The sequence below is a fragment of the Pseudomonas sp. FG43 genome, from assembly GCF_057809175.1.
The window spans coordinates 1-16,487 of the sequence record NZ_JBMDJL010000026.1 but is presented as its reverse complement, the minus strand read 5'-3'; the positions used below and the strand labels follow the sequence as shown (position 1 = coordinate 16,487).

The following is a 16,487-nucleotide window of genomic DNA, read 5'->3' as shown; positions in this document are numbered from 1 at the left end:
ATGCAGGAAAGCCCCTGAGTTCAGGGGCTTTCTTTTGGTCATCTGGTTACAGGAGCAACATGGGCATCACAGCAGGACTGGAAACACCTGGCTGCCGTTTACCCAAGTCTCCCGTACCCCGATGTCGCGCATTCCCTTGGCGTGAATCATCGGCCACTGCAACGGGTTTTTCGCCAGGATCACGAGATCGGCCTGCTTGCCCGGCAACAGCGAGCCGACCTGATGATCAAGATGGCATTGCCAGGCCGCATCGATCGTCACTGCACGCAACGCCTGATGCACATTAAGACGCTCATCCGGGTTCAGCACATTGTCATCCTCGTTCACCGGAGTCTTGTCCTTCAAGGCCTCCATCACACGCCCGATCGACTGTTCCATATAACGCAGCGGGCCGAACGGCGTGACGAAATGGTCGCTGTGCAGGCTGATTCGCAGGCCCGCTTTCAACGCCGAGGCGCAACGGTCCAGCAGCAATGCACGCTCGGCACCGAGAATCGTGTCCCTGAACGCCTTACCCCAGTAACCGACGTGACCGATCAGAAAGCTTGGCGAGATCGCCATCCGCTTCATCAGGCCGATTGCATCATCGTGAAGCAACGAAGCGTGTTCGATCCGGTGGCGTTGCCCGGCCCAGGCAGGTTCAGTCGGGAAAGGCCGCTTGGGTGCTGGCGGAGGCGGCACCTTGCTGAGTGCCATCTGATAGGCAGCCAGCACGTTGGCGATGCCTTCGTCGCCGTTGGCGTGCGTCAGAATCGGCCAGCCCGCCGAGTTCGCCAACGCCATCACGTCCGCCAGTTTCCTCACCGGATCGTAGTTGAACAGTCCGTAGGCACCGACGCCTGGCACAGAATGCTCTTCGCAGCAGTGGTATGGCTGGCTCTGCAACCCGGTCAACCCCTGGTTCGAGCCGTCGGCGATCAGCTTGATCGCACGCAATGTAAACAGGCTGTTTCCGTCACTCGACAACTCGGGCTTGTAGCAATCGATCCAGGTCATAAAGTCGTTGCTATTACCGTACAGCGCGCCGCCTACCCGGAGCGTCATCGCCGAGGTCGCCGCCAGCCCTTTCATCAGTGGGACCTCAACCGTCCCTGCAATCAGACCGACGCTCGCATCGAACACGGTTGTGATGCCACGCTCGTTCGCCTGCCGAAACACGATCTTCAGTCCGTCGAAGATCTGCTGAGGTGTAGTAGCCGGCATTGCTTTTATCATCAGTTGGGATTGCTGCTCGGTCAGGACCCCTGTCGGGTATTCCTTGTCGAGCCCGGCCGCCTTCAGCGCAAGAGTGTTGGCATAGCTGATGTGACCAGAGGCGTTGAGCAGAAAAATCTGGACCTTGGTACCGGCGCTGATCTCATCGAGGAACTTGGCATCGATGTCTTTCCAGACCGTCATCAACGAAGGATCGACGCCATAACCGGTCACCCACGGCTGTGCTAACTCGCTCGCCGCCTTGACGGCTTTGCGGAGCCGCTCCTTGACCACTTCAATGCTGTAATCCGTATTCAGGTCCTGCCCGTTAAACGGCGACAAATCCGTCCAGGTGGTCATGAGCGCGCTCGAGATCAGGTGCGCATGCGGATCGATCAGGCCCGGCAACAGAGTCTCATCACCCGTGAGCTGCCGCTCAACCGGCTCGTACTTTTTCATCGCCTCACGCACACCATGAAGCATACCGCTCTCGATCACCTTACCGTTGGCGATCCCGATAGCCTCGACAGGATGCTCGGGGTGCTCAGGGTCCGGATAAATATGTCCGCCATGAAAGATCACAGCCTGCGGCAACCCTTTTGGGCCTTTCTGCTGGGCCACTTCAGCGAGCAAGTCCTGCCACTGACTGTGATCGTGCTGATAAGTCGGCAACATATGGGGACTGCAACAGGCACAACCGAACTGGAAGCGTTCAGACATGGTGATTCCTTTCAGGGGGTACTGTGTGGGTATGGGTAGATGAGATTAACGTGCCATCACAGGGACTTTCCAGATAATTCGGGGGTGAAAAAAAGCCCGTATTCAAGCGGGCTTGAGCATGCCGACATTTCCTATTCACGAGTATCGAACGATTGCAGAGCAACTCCCGTAACACGGGAGCTGCATCACAAGACGCTTAAACCAACTCGGCTAAAGAAGCGGGGTTGAATCCGCCCAACGTTGCGAGTTCTCCACTTTCTACCTTCGACGCCCAGTCCGGATCACTCAGCAGTACACGGCCTACAGCGATCAGGTCAAACTCTTCGCGCTCCATGCGCTCGACAAGCCGGTCCAGACTCGCAAGCGCAGGGGCCGAACCCTTGCCGGCAAAGGCATTGGTTACATCGTTGTCCAGACCAACCGAACCCACACTGATGCTAGCGGCCCCGGTCACCTTCTTGGCCCAGCCCGCGCAGTTCAATCCGTTTTCGCCATCAATCTCGGGGAACTCAGGCTCCCAGAAGCGGCGTTGCGAACAGTGCAGCACGTCGACACCGGCCTCGACCAGCGGAAGCAGCCAGTCTTCCATCAACGCTGGTGTCTCGGCGACACGCACGCCAAAATCCTGCTGCTTCCACTGGCTGACGCGCATGATGATCGGGAATTCGGGGCCGACCGCATCACGAACGGCAGCAACGATCTCGCTGGCAAAGCGCGAGCGCTCTTTGATGGTCGGGCCGCCATAACGGTCGGTACGCTGATTGGTGCCCGCCCAGAAGAACTGATCGATCAGGTAACCATGAGCCCCATGAATCTCGACGGTGTCGAAGCCCAGGCGTTTGGCATTTGCAGCGGCCTTGGCATACGCAGCCACCGTATCGGCAATATCCTCTTCGCTCATCGCCACACCGCGCGGATCACTTGGCGTATTGAGGCCAGACGGGCTTTCAACGGGCGCATCCGGCTCCCAACCTCTGTCGCTACGTACTGCACCGGTGTGCCAGAGTTGCGGCCCCATGCGACCACCCGCACCTTTAACCGAATCGATCACGTTCTTCCATCCGGCCAACGCCGCGTCACCATGGAAAAAAGGAATGCTGGCCTCATTACGTGACGCCGGGCGATCAATGACCGTGCCTTCCGACAGAACCAACCCAACGCCCCCTTCCACCCGACGGCGATAATAGGCAGCACTCGCCTCACCCGGTATGCCCTCCGGAGCGAAGAGGCGCGTCATCGGAGCCATGACAATCCTGTTTTTCAACTCCAGAGAGCCGATGGAAAAAGGACGGAATAAAACGCTGGTATCAAGGTTTGACATCGAAGTTGAATCCATTGATTTCGGAAGGCATATAAGTATATTTTGTAAACTTAATGTCAATTAGGCACCTTGAGTCGCCTAGGTATACCTGAGGAAACCTGATGCTCGAAATACAGCCACAATGTTTTTCGTCGGACTGCCCCAGTCGCGCACTGTTTGATCAGATCGCAGACAAGTGGTCCATGATGGTTCTGGCTGTTCTGGATGAAGAGCCACACCGCTTCAACGCCATCAAACGCCGACTGGAAGGCGTGACCCAAAAGGCGCTCACACAATGCCTGAGACGACTGGAGCGTAATGGACTGGTTTCCCGACAGGTCATCTCGCTTTCGCCCGTGGCAGTGCAATACGAAATCACCCCGCTAGGCCAAAGCCTGCAACAGCCATTTCGTGAGCTGCACAAATGGACACTGCTGAAATTGCCGGAGGTTGAAGAGGCGAGGTTGCAGTTTGATAGTGCGGCTGGGAGGGAGATTTAGGGGGCCATGTATTGTTGAGATTGAAGTTCTTGACCTCCAAACCAAAACCCCACAGGCACCGTCTTAAGCCAAAAGTTAAAAACCGTCTCACCTTCGGAAAAGCGCCAATCGTCGCAGATGACAGCCCACTGGCCATTAATTGTCGATGCTGTTCGACGGTGCCTGCCCCGCTTACAACTATTACGACCGGCCGGCGGAACGAAATCAAAGTGCCACTAGTCGTAACGATTGTAGAAATCAGAGGATTGGCCGACACGATCCCATGAGAGCAGTTTCTAGCCCTGCTCGATCCGGTCTGGAAAGGATAATCCGTTCGGTTATTTATCTGGTTGTATTTTCAGAGCGTCGTCTGATGAAGAAAACACTGCTCGGCGTGCGAGCGTTGATGTCTGTGCCCAAGGACAATCCTGGGCTGGTCAAGGCGCAATACATCGCGCTGTCTCGCCAATTGCCCATGATGTATTTCATCCTGCTGATCAACACCCTGATGCTGGCGGGCACCCACTTTGCGGTCGCGCCGCGCTGGCTGGTGGTGTATTGCCCGTTGATCATGACGTTGTTCGGCGTGATTCGTGCGGCGGAATGGATGCGCACGCGCGGGCGGACGCGCAGCCCGGAGCAGATGCTGGCGGCGCTGAAGCGCACCAATATGCTCGCGCCGTTTGTCGCCGTGGCGTTCACCGCCTGGTCGCTGGCGCTGTTTCCCTATGGCGACAGCTATGCCCAGGCGCATGTCGCCTTTTATATGGCGATCACCGTCATCGGCTGCATTTTTTGCATGATGCACCTGCTGCCAGCAGCCCTGGCCACCACAGCAGTGGTCAACACGGCGTTCGTGGTGTTCTTCGCGTCCACCAATATCATTACCTTTATTGCCACTGCGATTGACGTCCTGCTGGTGTCCATCGCCATGCTGATCATTCTCAAGGCGCAGTACGCCGACTTCACCCGGCTGGTGAACATGCAGGCGCAGACGGCAAAACTCAGCGAGGAAAACCTTCACCTGGCCAATCAGGACAGCCTGACCGGACTGGCCAATCGGCGGCAGTTCTTTTCCCGCCTCGATACGCTGCTGTCCCGCGCCCGCGAGCAGGAGATTCGCCTTGCCGTGGGGCTGATCGACCTGGATGGCTTCAAGCCGGTCAACGATCTGTATGGTCATAGCATTGGTGACAAACTGCTCTGTCAGGTTGGCCAGCGCCTGACCGGGCTGCTCGACGAAGATGTACACCTGGCCCGGCTGGGAGGCGACGAGTTCGGCCTGATCATCACTCAGGCCATGAGCGACGATCAGTTGCGGGAGTTTGGCGACAGAATCTGCGCCAGCATGCGCGAGCCGTTTCTGCTGGTGGACATCCCTATCCAGATTAGTGCGTCACTGGGCATCGCGACCTTCCCGGATCAGGCATCCGACGCAACGCAAGTGTATGAATACGCCGACTATGCCCTGTATCAGAGCAAGCGCCACCGCCCCGGCACGGTCTGCCTGTTCAGCGCAGCCCATCGCCAGCAGCTCAATCGCGAAGGGCTAACCGAACAGGCCCTGCGCAGGGCCGATCTGGATGAGGAGTTTCACGTGGTGTTCCAGCCCATTGTGGATGTTCACAGCCAGCAAACCGTCGCGTTCGAGGCCCTGGCACGCTGGGAAAGCCCGGAGTTGGGTAACGTGCCGCCCAGTGAGTTCATCCCGATTGCCGAGCGCGTCGGCATGGTCAATCGCCTAACGGTGCCGTTGCTGAGCAAGGCGCTGGACACAGCCGCGAGCTGGCCTGCGGGTATCCGCCTGTCATTCAACCTGTCCGCCCACGACTGTGGTTCGGAGGAAGCCGCCCAGCAGATCGTCGAGCTGATCAAAAGCAGCCGTTTCGACCCGGCCTGCCTCGATCTGGAAATCACCGAAACTGCGGTCATCCAGGACCTGCTGCAGACCCAGCGAGCAATCAGCCGGTTTCGCGAACTGGGCTGCGGCATTTCCCTCGACGACTTCGGCACCGGCTATTCCAGCCTGAGCCAGATCCACGCGCTGTCGCTGACCAAACTGAAGGTGGACCGCACCTTCGTCACCAACATCCACCTAAACCCGGCCAGCTTCAAGATCGTCAAGTCACTGATTGCCCTGTGCCAGGACATGAAGCTGGAATGCATCGTCGAAGGCGTGGAAACCGCCGCAGAACTCGACGCCCTGAAAAACCTCGGCTGCGCCTGGGCCCAAGGCTACCTGTTCTCCAAACCCATGCGCGCCAGCGACATCAGCACCTGGCTTGAAGGCGAGCAACTGGCCAGGGTGCAGGCGGTTTAATTTGCTGATCGGACAGGGCGCAGCTGGCGCTCGTGCCACGACAAAAAAACCTGCTATCTGAATTTGCGAGACCCAAGAAGCCAAAAGCCCGCAGTTAAGCGGGCTTCAGGATGTTTCTTGCGAGCGCTACCGGTCTACACCGGACGCGGGATCACTCCCACTCAATCGTAGCCGGCGGCTTACTCGAAACATCGTAAGTCACCCGCGAAATCCCCTCGATCTCATTGATGATCCGCCCGCTGACGGTTTCCAGCAGTTCGTAAGGCAGGTGTGCCCAACGTGCGGTCATGAAGTCGATGGTTTCTACGGCGCGCAGGGCGACGACCCAGGCGTAGCGGCGGCCATCGCCTACGACGCCAACCGATTTGACAGGCTGGAAGACGACGAATGCCTGGCTGACTTTGTGGTACCAGTCGGCCTTGCGCAGTTCTTCGATGAAGATGTGGTCGGCACGACGCAGCAGGTCGGCGTATTCCTTTTTCACTTCACCCAGGATGCGCACGCCCAGGCCCGGGCCCGGGAATGGGTGGCGGTAGACCATGTCGTAGGGCAGGCCGAGTTCCAGGCCGAGGCGGCGGACTTCGTCCTTGAACAGCTCGCGCAGGGGTTCAACCAGCTTGAGGTTCATTTCTTCCGGCAGGCCGCCCACGTTGTGGTGCGACTTGATGACGTGAGCCTTGCCGCTTTTCGCGCCAGCCGACTCGATGACGTCCGGGTAGATGGTGCCTTGCGCCAGGTACTTGATGTTGTCGAGCTTGCAGGACTCGGCATCGAACACGTCGATGAAGGTACGACCGATGATCTTGCGCTTCTTCTCCGGGTCGCTTTCGCCAGCCAGATTGTTCAGGAACTGCTCTTCGGCGTTGGCGCGGATCACCTTGACGCCCATGTTCTCGGCGAACATGGCCATGACCTGCTCGCCTTCGTGCAGACGCAGCAAGCCGTTGTCGACGAAGACGCAGGTCAGTTGATCGCCAATGGCCTTGTGCAGCAAAGCTGCGACCACAGAGGAGTCGACGCCGCCGGACAGGCCCAGCAGAACGTTGTCGGTACCGACCTGGGCGCGGATGCTGGCAATCGCGTCTTCAGCAATGTGCGACGGGGTCCACAGCGCTTCACAACCACAGATATCGAGGATGAAACGCGACAGGATGCGACCGCCCTGCTTGGTGTGGGTCACTTCCGGGTGGAACTGCACGCCGTAGTAGCCACGGGTATCGTCAGCCATGCCGGCGATAGGGCAGCTCGGGGTGCTGGCCAGGACGTGGAAGCCGTCCGGGATTTCGGTGACCTTGTCGCCGTGGCTCATCCAGACATCGAGGCCCAGGACGCCATCAGCATCGACATGGTCTTCGATGCCGTCGAGTACGCGGCTCTTGCCGACCACGTCGACACGGGCGTAACCGAACTCGCGCAGGTCGGAGCCTTCAACGCGGCCACCCAACTGCTCGGCCATGGTCTGCATGCCGTAGCAGATACCGAAGACCGGCACGCCCAGGTCAAACACGGCTTGCGGAGCACGCGGGCTGTTGGCTTCGTGCACGGACTCGGGGCCGCCAGCGAGGATGATCCCACGCGGGGCGAATTCGCGAATCGCTTCATCGTCCATGTCGAACGGATGCAGTTCGCAATACACACCGATTTCACGCACGCGGCGAGCAATCAGTTGAGTGTACTGGGAGCCGAAATCGAGGATCAGGATACGGTGGGCGTGAATATCGAGGGCCATGGAAGGAGCTCTGATGAGCAGTTGCGAGCTTTAAGCTGCAAGCTGCAAGTTATCGGAATCTGCGGTAGCTGCATAAGCGCAACTACCGCTTGTAGCTTAAAGCTTGAAGCTATCAGCTGTCGGCCTTAGCCGACACGATAGTTCGGCGCTTCTTTGGTGATCTGCACGTCATGGACGTGGGACTCAGCCATGCCAGCGCCGGTGATGCGTACGAACTCGGGCTTGGTGCGCATTTCTTCGATATCGGCGCTACCGGTGTAGCCCATGGAAGAACGCAGGCCGCCCATCAGTTGATGGATGATTGCCGACAGCGAACCCTTGTAGGCCACACGGCCTTCGATACCTTCCGGTACCAGCTTCTCGGCACCTGCGGACGAATCCTGGAAGTAACGGTCCGAAGAACCTTGCGCCTGGGACATGGCGCCCAGCGAGCCCATGCCGCGATAAGCCTTGTAGGAGCGGCCCTGGAACAGTTCGATTTCGCCCGGAGCTTCTTCAGTACCGGCAAACATCGACCCCATCATCACGCAGCTTGCGCCGGCAACGATGGCCTTGGACAGGTCACCCGAGAAACGGATGCCGCCGTCGGCGATCAGGGGAACGCCAGTGCCTTCAAGGGCAGCGGCAACGTTGGCGATAGCGCTGATTTGCGGCACGCCTACGCCAGCAACGATACGGGTGGTGCAGATCGAGCCAGGACCGATACCGACCTTGACTGCGTCGGCGCCGGCAGCAGCCAGAGCCTTGGCAGCAGCGCCGGTGGCGATGTTGCCGCCGATGACCTGCACTTCAGGGAAGTTTTCCTTGACCCAGCGAACGCGGTCGATCACGCCTTTGGAGTGACCGTGAGCAGTATCGACAACTACGACGTCAACACCGGCAGCAACCAGCGCCGAAACGCGATCGCCAGTGTCCTTGCCAGTACCGACAGCAGCGCCGACACGCAGACGACCCTGGTCGTCCTTGCTCGCCAGCGGGTAGGCCTTGGCCTTTTCGATGTCCTTGACGGTCATCATGCCCTTGAGCGCGAACTTGGCGTCGACGATCAGGACCTTTTCAAGACGGTGCTTGTGCAGCAGATCGCGCACTTCGTTCTTGTCTGCGCCTTCGCGTACGGTGACCAGACGCTCTTTAGGCGTCATCACTTCGCGAACAGGGATATCCAGACGGTTTTCAAAGCGTACGTCACGGGAAGTCACGATGCCGACCAGGTCGCCATCATGCAGGACAGGTACGCCAGAGATGTTGTGCAGGCGCGTCAGCTCGAACAGGTCACGTACCGTGGCGTCAGCCTCGATGGTGATCGGGTCCTTGACGACACCGGCCTCGAACTTCTTGACCTTGCGAACTTCAGCAGCCTGTTGCTCGATGGTCATGTTCTTGTGGATGATACCGATACCACCTTCCTGAGCCATGGCGATGGCCAGACGGGCTTCGGTGACAGTATCCATTGCAGCGGAAACCAAAGGGATATTCAGTTCAATGCCACGGGTCAAACGGGTTTTCAGACTGACTTCGTTGGGCAGCACCTCGGAATAACCGGGCACAAGGAGAATGTCGTCGAATGTTAGGGCTTCTTGACTGATACGCAGCATCGCGGGGGCTCCCGGGCGGGAAAATTGGAAGCGCGCCATTATACCTACACACCCGCGCAGGCTCAATGCAAACCTCAGCCTAATATCAAACGAACTTATAGTCGGACTTTGACGAAGGAAACCGGGCGGTCCAGACGTTCGGCGAAGTCGTCGAGAAAGCTCTGAGTGAACGAAGCATCAAGCCAGTTATTGAAGATGAATCCCAGGTTGGAAAAACCGCAGGCATCCAGGAACAGAAAGCCGTTGATATCGTCTTCATGGCGGCATTCGGGGCAGATGAAGTTATCGGTATGGCCGGGCATCCAGTCTTCCAGGCTATCGAACAGCGCCTCACCGATCTCCCGACGGCACTCAGGGCAGCCAGCTTCTTCGGCAAAGTTGTTCAGCGGCGTGAAGATACAGCGCCTGGTCACGATTTCCAGCCCGTTGACGGCCTGCCCGAACGGCAAGGCGTCGGGGTGCTGCACCACCCTTCTTGCGCCCGGAGCAATGGCATAGGCCATCTTGTTGTAGGTCCGCCCGCTGGTGCTCAGTTCCGGCTCGACCACATTGAGCTTGACCAGCCAGCGCAGAATCAGGCGCGCCCGCGCCTCATGCCCGGGAAAACTGGAGATTTGCGGAACGATGATGCTTTGGGTGTTCATGGCAATGTGTCGCTGAAAGCTGATCGGGGGGCGGCAGTTTAACAGGTCAGCCCCAACCCTCGGCTCATCAACCGGCAATGTAACGGCCGATCAGCGCCAGGCCACTGACCAGCACCAGCCAGGTCACCAGCCGCACAAAGGCTTCGCGTGACAGCTTCATCACCAGGGATCTGCCGATCCATGAGCCCAGCAACATGGCAGGCAATAAACAGGCTGCCAGAAGCAGCAACGGGATTTCGGCATAAACCCCGGCCAGCAGGAACAGCCCAAGGCGCACGATGGTGCTGCAACTGATCAGCGCGCTTTGCGTGGCACGCGCCTGTTCCTTGGAAGTCAGGCGACTATTAAGGTAAATCGCATAGAGAAAGCCGCCACTGCCAAACAAGGCGCCGAACAAACCACCGATCGTGCCCATCGGTATCGCCCAGCCCGCCGCCAGTTGCGTCGGTCGCACCTTCACCGCAAGGCTGTAAAGCGCATACGCGGTGACGAACAACCCCATCAATAAAAGCAGCACATCGGATTTCAGATTGAGCAGAAACAGCACACCCAAGGTACACCCAACCGCCATGCAGGGCAGCAGACGAAGCAACTCGGAACGGACCACCGATTGCCGGGAAGGCAGCAGATTGCCAAACGCTGCCAGGAAATCCAGCATCACCAATAAAGGAATGATCCGCGACAGCGGCATGAAATGAATCAGGACAGGCCCGGCAACCAGCGCCGTGCCAAAACCGGCAACGCCGAACACCACATAGGCCGCCACCACCGCCAGCTCGATCCACAGCAGATCCAGCGGCGCAAAGCCCAGCTGGCTGAACCACATGCTCAACTCGACGCCCGCCACACGACTCTCCCTGAATTCACCACGCGCTGCTTATATAGCTGCGCTACCTGAAAACCGCCAGTGGTGATTGCCGGGCAAATCCCTTTATGATGCCGCCATGATTAAAGATCCCTTCGCAAGACTCGGCCTGGACCGGGAAGTCCTTACTGTCAGCCAGCTCAACGGCCGCGCCCGCGTGCTGCTGGAGGATGTGTTCAGCAGCATCTGGGTCGAGGGCGAGATATCCAACCTGTCGCGTCCGGCATCGGGCCATGTCTACTTCACGCTCAAGGACTCCGGTGCGCAAGTCCGCTGCGCGCTGTTTCGCCAGAGCGCGGCGCGTGTACGACAGGCGCTCAAGGATGGCTTGCAGGTCAAGGTCCACGGCAAGGTTTCCCTCTTTGAAGGGCGCGGCGACTATCAACTGATCCTCGATACTGTCGAGCCTGCGGGCGATGGCGCTCTGCGGCTGGCTTTCGATGCACTCAAAACCAAGCTCAGCGACGAAGGGTTGTTCAGCGCCGAGCGCAAGATCGCGCTGCCGCTGCACCCGCAACGCATTGGCATCATCAGTTCGCCTACGGGCGCCGTGATACGCGACATCATCAGCGTGTTCCGTCGTCGCGCGCCGCAAGTCGAGCTGACCCTGATTCCGACGGCGGTCCAGGGCCGCGAAGCGATTGCGCAGATTGTCCGGGCACTCAAGCTGGCCGACTCCAGAGGCTTCGATGCCTTGATCCTCGCCCGAGGCGGCGGCTCGCTGGAAGACCTGTGGTGCTTCAACGAAGAGGCCGTGGCCCGTGCAATCGATGCCTGCGTGACGCCTATCGTCAGTGCAGTGGGGCATGAAACCGATGTTTCCATCAGTGACTTCGTCGCCGACGTGCGTGCGCCAACCCCTTCCGCCGCTGCGGAGTTGCTGGCGCCAGACTCCAGCGACCTGCATCGCCGGGTAGAAAACCTCAATCGTCGGCTGATAAGCCGCATGCAGGATCGACTCATGCGCGAGCGGTTGCGCCTGGACGGTATTGCTCGCCGCCTGCGCCATCCCGGTGAGCGCTTGCGTCAGCAAGCCCAGCGTCTGGACGATCTGGACATGCGCCTGCGTCGCGCCTTTGAGCAAGGCATGCAAAAACGGCAAGTGCGCCTTGCGAACATGGACAGTCGTCTCGCCGCCCAGCACCCAGGACGCACCCTGGCCTTCCTGCGCCAGCGGCTGGACGTCCTGGCCGAACGCTTGCCGCGCGCCATGCGAGAACAGATCAAGACTCGCAAACTGCAACTGCAAAGCCAGATTCAGACACTTCATGTCGTAAGCCCGCTGGCAACACTGGGTCGCGGCTACAGTATCCTCCTCGACGAACGCGGCCATGCCATCCAAAACGCAGCGCAAACCCAACCCGGCCAACGACTCACGGCCAAGCTGGGCGAAGGCGAATTGCAAGTGCGCGTCGAGGATAACCACCTGACGCCTGTGACCCTCTCTCTTCTGGACTGACCTATCGATGCTACGTTTTATCGCCCCGCTGCTCGCCCTTTTGCTATGCCTGCCCGCTCATGCCGATAGCTACATCACTCGCGCACTCAACAAACCGGTGCCCGGCGGCGTCGCGGTGATTGATCTGGGCGACAGCAATCAGCCGCCGAAAGCCACGTTCCAGGGCAAACCGGTGCTGGTGGTCAAGGAGCAGGGTATTCGCTGGCTGGCGATTGTCGGCCTGCCGCTGACGGTCAAACCCGGCACACAACAACTGACGACGGGCGGACGCAACCTGAGCTTTACGGTTGGCAGCAAGAAATACCCGGAGCAGCACATCACTCTGCAGAACAAGCGCCAGGTCAACCCGAACCCCGAGGATACCAAGCGCATCAACAGCGAAACGCCAAAACTGCTGGGCGGCTATGCGGTGTTCAGCCCCGGTACGCCGAGCAACCTGATCTTCGACAAACCGGTAAACGGGCCGCTGTCGAGCAAGTTTGGTGTGCGCCGTTTCTTCAATGGTGAAGAACGCAACCCGCACTCAGGCCTGGACTTCGCGGTGCCTACAGGCACGCCGATCAAATCTCCGGCAGCAGGCAAGGTGATCCTGACCGGTAATTTCTTCTTCAATGGCAACACGGTGTATGTCGATCACGGCCAAGGCCTTATCAGCATGTTCTGCCACCTGTCGAAGATCGACGTGAAGACCGGCGACCTCGTGCCACGCGGCGGGCTGCTGGGTAAAGTCGGCTCCACTGGCCGCGCCACCGGCCCACACCTGCACTGGAACGTCAGCCTGAACGATGCGCGGGTAGACCCGGCGATATTCATTGGCGCGTTTCAGCCGTAACCCTTTTTCGCGAATGAATTCGCTCCTACGGCGACCGTGTGGGAGCGAATTCATTCGCGAAGGTGTTTGCACACGCTTTTCAACTCGCACAATAACCAAGCAATAAACGCCTTTAAACAGCGATAAAAACTCGCCACAAACCGAAATTCGAGAACTTATCTCAATTTTTTCCAGGTGCTTGCCAACTTTCACCTCAATCGTTACGGTTGGCTTCATGAAAAACGCTCAAACCCTCATTCTATTGCGCCAACATCGGTGTCTTCGCCTGGTCAGTTCCCGACTGCCAGGCTAGATTGCGGTGCCTCGCCCCCTGTCTTGCGCGTCAATGGCTGGCCGCCTCTTTTCGGCCTATTCCGTACAAAGGACTTATCAAATGACCATGCTCAAAGATCCATCGAAGAAGTACCGTGCGTTCCCGACCATCGACCTGCCTGATCGTACCTGGCCTTCCAAAGCCATTACTACGACGCCGATCTGGTGCAGCTCGGACTTGCGCGACGGTAACCAATCGCTGATCGAGCCAATGGATTCGGTCAAGAAACTGCGCTTCTGGAAAACGCTGGTCAAGGTCGGCGTCAAGGAAATCGAAGCTTCGTTCCCGGCGGCATCGCAAACCGACTTCGACTTCGTGCGCACCCTGATCGAAGACGGCCACATCCCGGATGACACCACCATTCAGGTGCTGACCCAGGCCCGTGAAGACCTGATCGCGCGTACGTTCGAATCCCTGCGCGGCGCGAAAAAAGCCATCGTTCACCTGTACAACGCCACCAGCCCTTCCTTCCGTCGCATCGTCTTCAACCAGGACAAGGCCGGCGTGAAAGAAATCGCCGTGAACGCCGCCAAGCTGTTCGTCAAATACGCAGCCCAGCAGCCAGAAACCCAGTGGACCTTCGAATACTCGCCAGAGACCTTCAGCGCCACCGAACTGGAGTTCGCCAAGGAAGTCTGCGATGCCGTGATCGAGGTGTGGAACCCGACACCAGAGAACAAGGTGATCCTCAACCTGCCAGCCACCGTTGAAGTCGCCACTCCGAACGTCTATGCCGACCAGATCGAGTGGTTCGGTCGCAACATCACCCGTCGTGACAGCGTTCTCATCAGCCTGCACACCCACAACGACCGTGGCACCGGCGTTGCCGCCACCGAGCTGGGCCTGATGGCCGGTGCAGACCGTGTCGAAGGCTGCCTGTTCGGCAACGGCGAGCGTACCGGTAACGTGGATCTGGTCACCGTCGCCTTGAACCTCTACACCCAGGGCATCAACCCTGGCCTGGACTTCTCGGACATCGACGGCGTGCGCAAGGTCGTTGAAGAGTGCAACCAGATCCCGGTTCACCCACGCGCTCCTTATGTCGGCGACCTGGTTCACACCGCGTTCTCCGGCTCGCACCAGGACGCTATCCGCAAGGGCTTCGCCCAGCAGAAAGACGACGCCCTGTGGGAAGTGCCTTACCTGCCAATCGACCCGGCCGATATCGGTCGCAGCTACGAGGCGGTGATTCGCGTCAACAGCCAGTCGGGCAAAGGCGGCATTACTTACCTGCTGGAACAGGAATACGGCATCTCCCTGCCACGTCGCATGCAGATCGAGTTCAGCCAGGTGGTTCAGGGTGAAACCGACCGTCTGGGCCTGGAAATGACCGCCGAGCAGATCCACTCGCTGCTGCGTCGCGAGTACCTGCAAGCCAACACGCCTTACGCCCTGATCAGCCATAAGCTGCAGGAAGAAAACGGCAACAGCTCGGTCGATGCCGAAGTGCATGTCGATGGCGAAACCCAACACTGGCGTGGCAAGGGCAAAGGTGCTCTGGAAGCACTGGTTGCCGGCCTGCCAGTCAGCGTGGAAATCATGGATTACAACGAACACGCCATCGGTTCCGGCACAACGGCCAAAGCCGCTGCCTACATCGAACTTCGCGTCAACGGTGATCGTGCTGTCCATGGCGTGGGTATTGACGAGAACATCACCACCGCCAGCTTCCGCGCACTGTTCAGCGCCCTGAACCGTTCGCTGAACCAGGCTCAAGCCAAAGCCGCCTGAGTCGGATAAGGAAGATGACGGACGCCCGTCCGTCATCTTCCAACAGGCTCTAACACAGGCCTTTAACCTTGTAATCCCCGTTTCAGAATCCGCATAACCATGCGCATATTCGGCATAATCTTTTCATTTATGCTGTGGTAGCATGCTGCCTTTAATGGATTTGGCCTGCTGATAGCACTTTTTTTCAGCTACTGGCGCCAAGTTCAACTTGCCTGTTTCAAGTTGCACCCTTTCTTAAAAACCACGATGACTACTGCATTGATTTTCGGACGAAAAGAATGCACGGGCAGACCAACCGTGCATTGAAAAACCATCGGCCTCGGTAACGCTGAGCTGATCCAATCACATTTGGAGCGATTATGCCTAAGGCTTCCCATCAAGATCTGCGCCGCAACTTTCGCGCACTCACCTCTTCAAGTTCCTGCTATCACACGGCCTCGGTTTTCGACCCCATGTCTGCACGAATCGCAGCGGACCTGGGCTTTGAAGTGGGTATCCTCGGCGGCTCCGTCGCCTCCCTGCAAGTATTGGCAGCGCCCGACTTCGCACTTATCACCCTGAGCGAATTCGTTGAGCAGGCCACTCGCATCGGCCGCGTCGCAGAGCTTCCGTTCATTGCAGACGCCGACCACGGTTATGGCAACGCGCTCAATGTCATGCGCACCATCACTGAGCTGGAGCGCGCAGGCGTTGCGGCACTGACCATTGAAGACACGCTGCTGCCCGCCCAGTTTGGCCGCAAGTCCACCGACCTGATTTCCACCGCAGAAGGCGTAGGCAAGATCCGCGCAGCACTGGAAGCCCGTGTCGATCCTGAACTGTCGATCTTCGCTCGCACCAATGCCGCGATCATTCCCGTACAGGAAACCATCAGCCGTGTTCAGCAATATCAAAGTGCAGGCGCTGACGGCATTACTATTGTAGGCGTGCGTGATTTCGAGCATCTGGAACAGATATCCGAAGGGGTAACCGTTCCATTGATGCTGGTCACTTACGGAAACCCTGCACTGCATGACAACGAACGTCTTGCAAAGATGGGCGTACGGATCTGCGTAGACGGCCATGCGGCTTACTTCGCATCGATCAAGGCAACCTATGACTGCCTGAGAGAACAGCGCCAGATTCTAAGCAGCACCAGCGACATGAACGCGACTGAACTTACCCACACTTACACACAACCCGGAGACTATGTTGAGTGGGCGAAGAAGTTCATGAATGTGAACGAGTAAGTACGCTGCACTTATCGATTGAAGTGTCTAGTCCTGAAATAGGTTTACACCTGTTTCAGTCTCAAAACGCCCGATGC

Annotated in this window: 12 protein-coding genes; 6 read left to right on the top strand and 6 right to left on the bottom strand. The window is 58.5% G+C overall.

Features of this window, described 5'->3' with window-relative positions; all coding sequences use genetic code 11:
- Positions 1 to 66 precede the first annotated feature (66 nt).
- Complete coding sequence (locus tag ACODS3_RS23900) at positions 67 to 1,914, bottom strand: amidohydrolase (protein WP_489036582.1); 1,848 nt, start codon at positions 1,912 to 1,914, stop codon at positions 67 to 69.
- A gap of 196 nt (positions 1,915 to 2,110) precedes the next feature.
- A complete protein-coding gene (locus ACODS3_RS23895; RefSeq protein ID WP_201017946.1) occupies positions 2,111 to 3,235 on the bottom strand; it encodes an NADH:flavin oxidoreductase in 1,125 nt (374 codons plus the stop codon).
- Between the two features lie 101 nt (positions 3,236 to 3,336).
- On the opposite strand from ACODS3_RS23895, the gene ACODS3_RS23890 reads away from it, so the two are divergent.
- Positions 3,337 to 3,714 carry a winged helix-turn-helix transcriptional regulator gene (locus ACODS3_RS23890; protein ID WP_201003731.1) on the top strand — a complete coding sequence of 126 codons (378 nt, stop codon included), beginning with the start codon at positions 3,337 to 3,339 and terminating at the stop codon, positions 3,712 to 3,714.
- Positions 3,715 to 4,066: 352 nt separating this feature from the next.
- Positions 4,067 to 6,013, top strand: a complete 1,947-nt coding sequence (locus ACODS3_RS23885; RefSeq protein ID WP_489036579.1) for a putative bifunctional diguanylate cyclase/phosphodiesterase — start codon at positions 4,067 to 4,069, stop codon at positions 6,011 to 6,013.
- Between the two features lie 151 nt (positions 6,014 to 6,164).
- Here ACODS3_RS23885 and guaA read toward each other — a convergent pair whose 3' ends face one another.
- The 4 genes from guaA to ACODS3_RS23865 form a co-directional block, all read right to left on the bottom strand.
- On the bottom strand, positions 6,165 to 7,742 hold the full coding sequence (guaA, locus tag ACODS3_RS23880) for a glutamine-hydrolyzing GMP synthase (protein ID WP_200985828.1): 1,578 nt from the start codon (positions 7,740 to 7,742) through the stop codon (positions 6,165 to 6,167).
- A gap of 125 nt (positions 7,743 to 7,867) precedes the next feature.
- Positions 7,868 to 9,337, bottom strand: a complete 1,470-nt coding sequence (gene guaB, locus ACODS3_RS23875) for an IMP dehydrogenase (protein ID WP_201017949.1) — start codon at positions 9,335 to 9,337, stop codon at positions 7,868 to 7,870.
- A 95-nt stretch (positions 9,338 to 9,432) separates the two neighbouring features.
- Positions 9,433 to 9,981, bottom strand: coding sequence for a sugar ABC transporter ATPase (locus ACODS3_RS23870; RefSeq protein ID WP_489036576.1), 549 nt, complete (start codon positions 9,979 to 9,981; stop codon positions 9,433 to 9,435).
- 67 nt (positions 9,982 to 10,048) lie between these two features.
- The gene (locus tag ACODS3_RS23865; RefSeq protein WP_489036574.1) at positions 10,049 to 10,807 is read right to left on the bottom strand and encodes a sulfite exporter TauE/SafE family protein; all 759 of its coding nucleotides are present in this window, start codon (positions 10,805 to 10,807) and stop codon (positions 10,049 to 10,051) included.
- 118 nt (positions 10,808 to 10,925) lie between these two features.
- On the opposite strand from ACODS3_RS23865, the gene xseA reads away from it, so the two are divergent.
- The 4 genes from xseA to ACODS3_RS23845 all read left to right on the top strand — a co-directional run bounded on the left by xseA (position 10,926) and on the right by ACODS3_RS23845 (position 16,410).
- On the top strand, positions 10,926 to 12,305 hold the full coding sequence (gene xseA / locus ACODS3_RS23860; protein WP_489036573.1) for an exodeoxyribonuclease VII large subunit: 1,380 nt from the start codon (positions 10,926 to 10,928) through the stop codon (positions 12,303 to 12,305).
- 7 nt (positions 12,306 to 12,312) lie between these two features.
- Positions 12,313 to 13,137: a peptidoglycan DD-metalloendopeptidase family protein gene (locus ACODS3_RS23855; protein WP_201003751.1), complete on the top strand. Its 825-nt coding sequence runs from the start codon at positions 12,313 to 12,315 to the stop codon at positions 13,135 to 13,137.
- 373 nt (positions 13,138 to 13,510) lie between these two features.
- A complete protein-coding gene (gene leuA, locus ACODS3_RS23850) occupies positions 13,511 to 15,181 on the top strand; it encodes a 2-isopropylmalate synthase (protein ID WP_201003753.1) in 1,671 nt (556 codons plus the stop codon).
- A gap of 359 nt (positions 15,182 to 15,540) precedes the next feature.
- Positions 15,541 to 16,410, top strand: a complete 870-nt coding sequence (locus ACODS3_RS23845) for an isocitrate lyase/PEP mutase family protein (protein ID WP_201017953.1) — start codon at positions 15,541 to 15,543, stop codon at positions 16,408 to 16,410.
- The last annotated feature ends 77 nt before the right edge of the window (positions 16,411 to 16,487 follow it).

What these genes read in the sequence shown, in the direction of transcription:
- ACODS3_RS23855 (WP_201003751.1), top strand. Translation starts at nt 12,313, where the DNA reads ATGCTACGTTTTATCGCCCCGCTGCTCGCCCTTTTGCTATGCCTGCCC.
- guaA (WP_200985828.1), bottom strand. Translation starts at nt 7,742, where the DNA reads ATGGCCCTCGATATTCACGCCCACCGTATCCTGATCCTCGATTTCGGC.
- leuA (WP_201003753.1), top strand. Translation starts at nt 13,511, where the DNA reads ATGACCATGCTCAAAGATCCATCGAAGAAGTACCGTGCGTTCCCGACC.
- ACODS3_RS23865 (WP_489036574.1), bottom strand. Translation starts at nt 10,807, where the DNA reads ATGTGGTTCAGCCAGCTGGGCTTTGCGCCGCTGGATCTGCTGTGGATC.
- ACODS3_RS23870 (WP_489036576.1), bottom strand. Translation starts at nt 9,981, where the DNA reads ATGAACACCCAAAGCATCATCGTTCCGCAAATCTCCAGTTTTCCCGGG.
- ACODS3_RS23890 (WP_201003731.1), top strand. Translation starts at nt 3,337, where the DNA reads ATGCTCGAAATACAGCCACAATGTTTTTCGTCGGACTGCCCCAGTCGC.
- ACODS3_RS23885 (WP_489036579.1), top strand. Translation starts at nt 4,067, where the DNA reads ATGAAGAAAACACTGCTCGGCGTGCGAGCGTTGATGTCTGTGCCCAAG.
- ACODS3_RS23900 (WP_489036582.1), bottom strand. Translation starts at nt 1,914, where the DNA reads ATGTCTGAACGCTTCCAGTTCGGTTGTGCCTGTTGCAGTCCCCATATG.
- guaB (WP_201017949.1), bottom strand. Translation starts at nt 9,337, where the DNA reads ATGCTGCGTATCAGTCAAGAAGCCCTAACATTCGACGACATTCTCCTT.
- ACODS3_RS23895 (WP_201017946.1), bottom strand. Translation starts at nt 3,235, where the DNA reads ATGTCAAACCTTGATACCAGCGTTTTATTCCGTCCTTTTTCCATCGGC.
- ACODS3_RS23845 (WP_201017953.1), top strand. Translation starts at nt 15,541, where the DNA reads ATGCCTAAGGCTTCCCATCAAGATCTGCGCCGCAACTTTCGCGCACTC.
- xseA (WP_489036573.1), top strand. Translation starts at nt 10,926, where the DNA reads ATGATTAAAGATCCCTTCGCAAGACTCGGCCTGGACCGGGAAGTCCTT.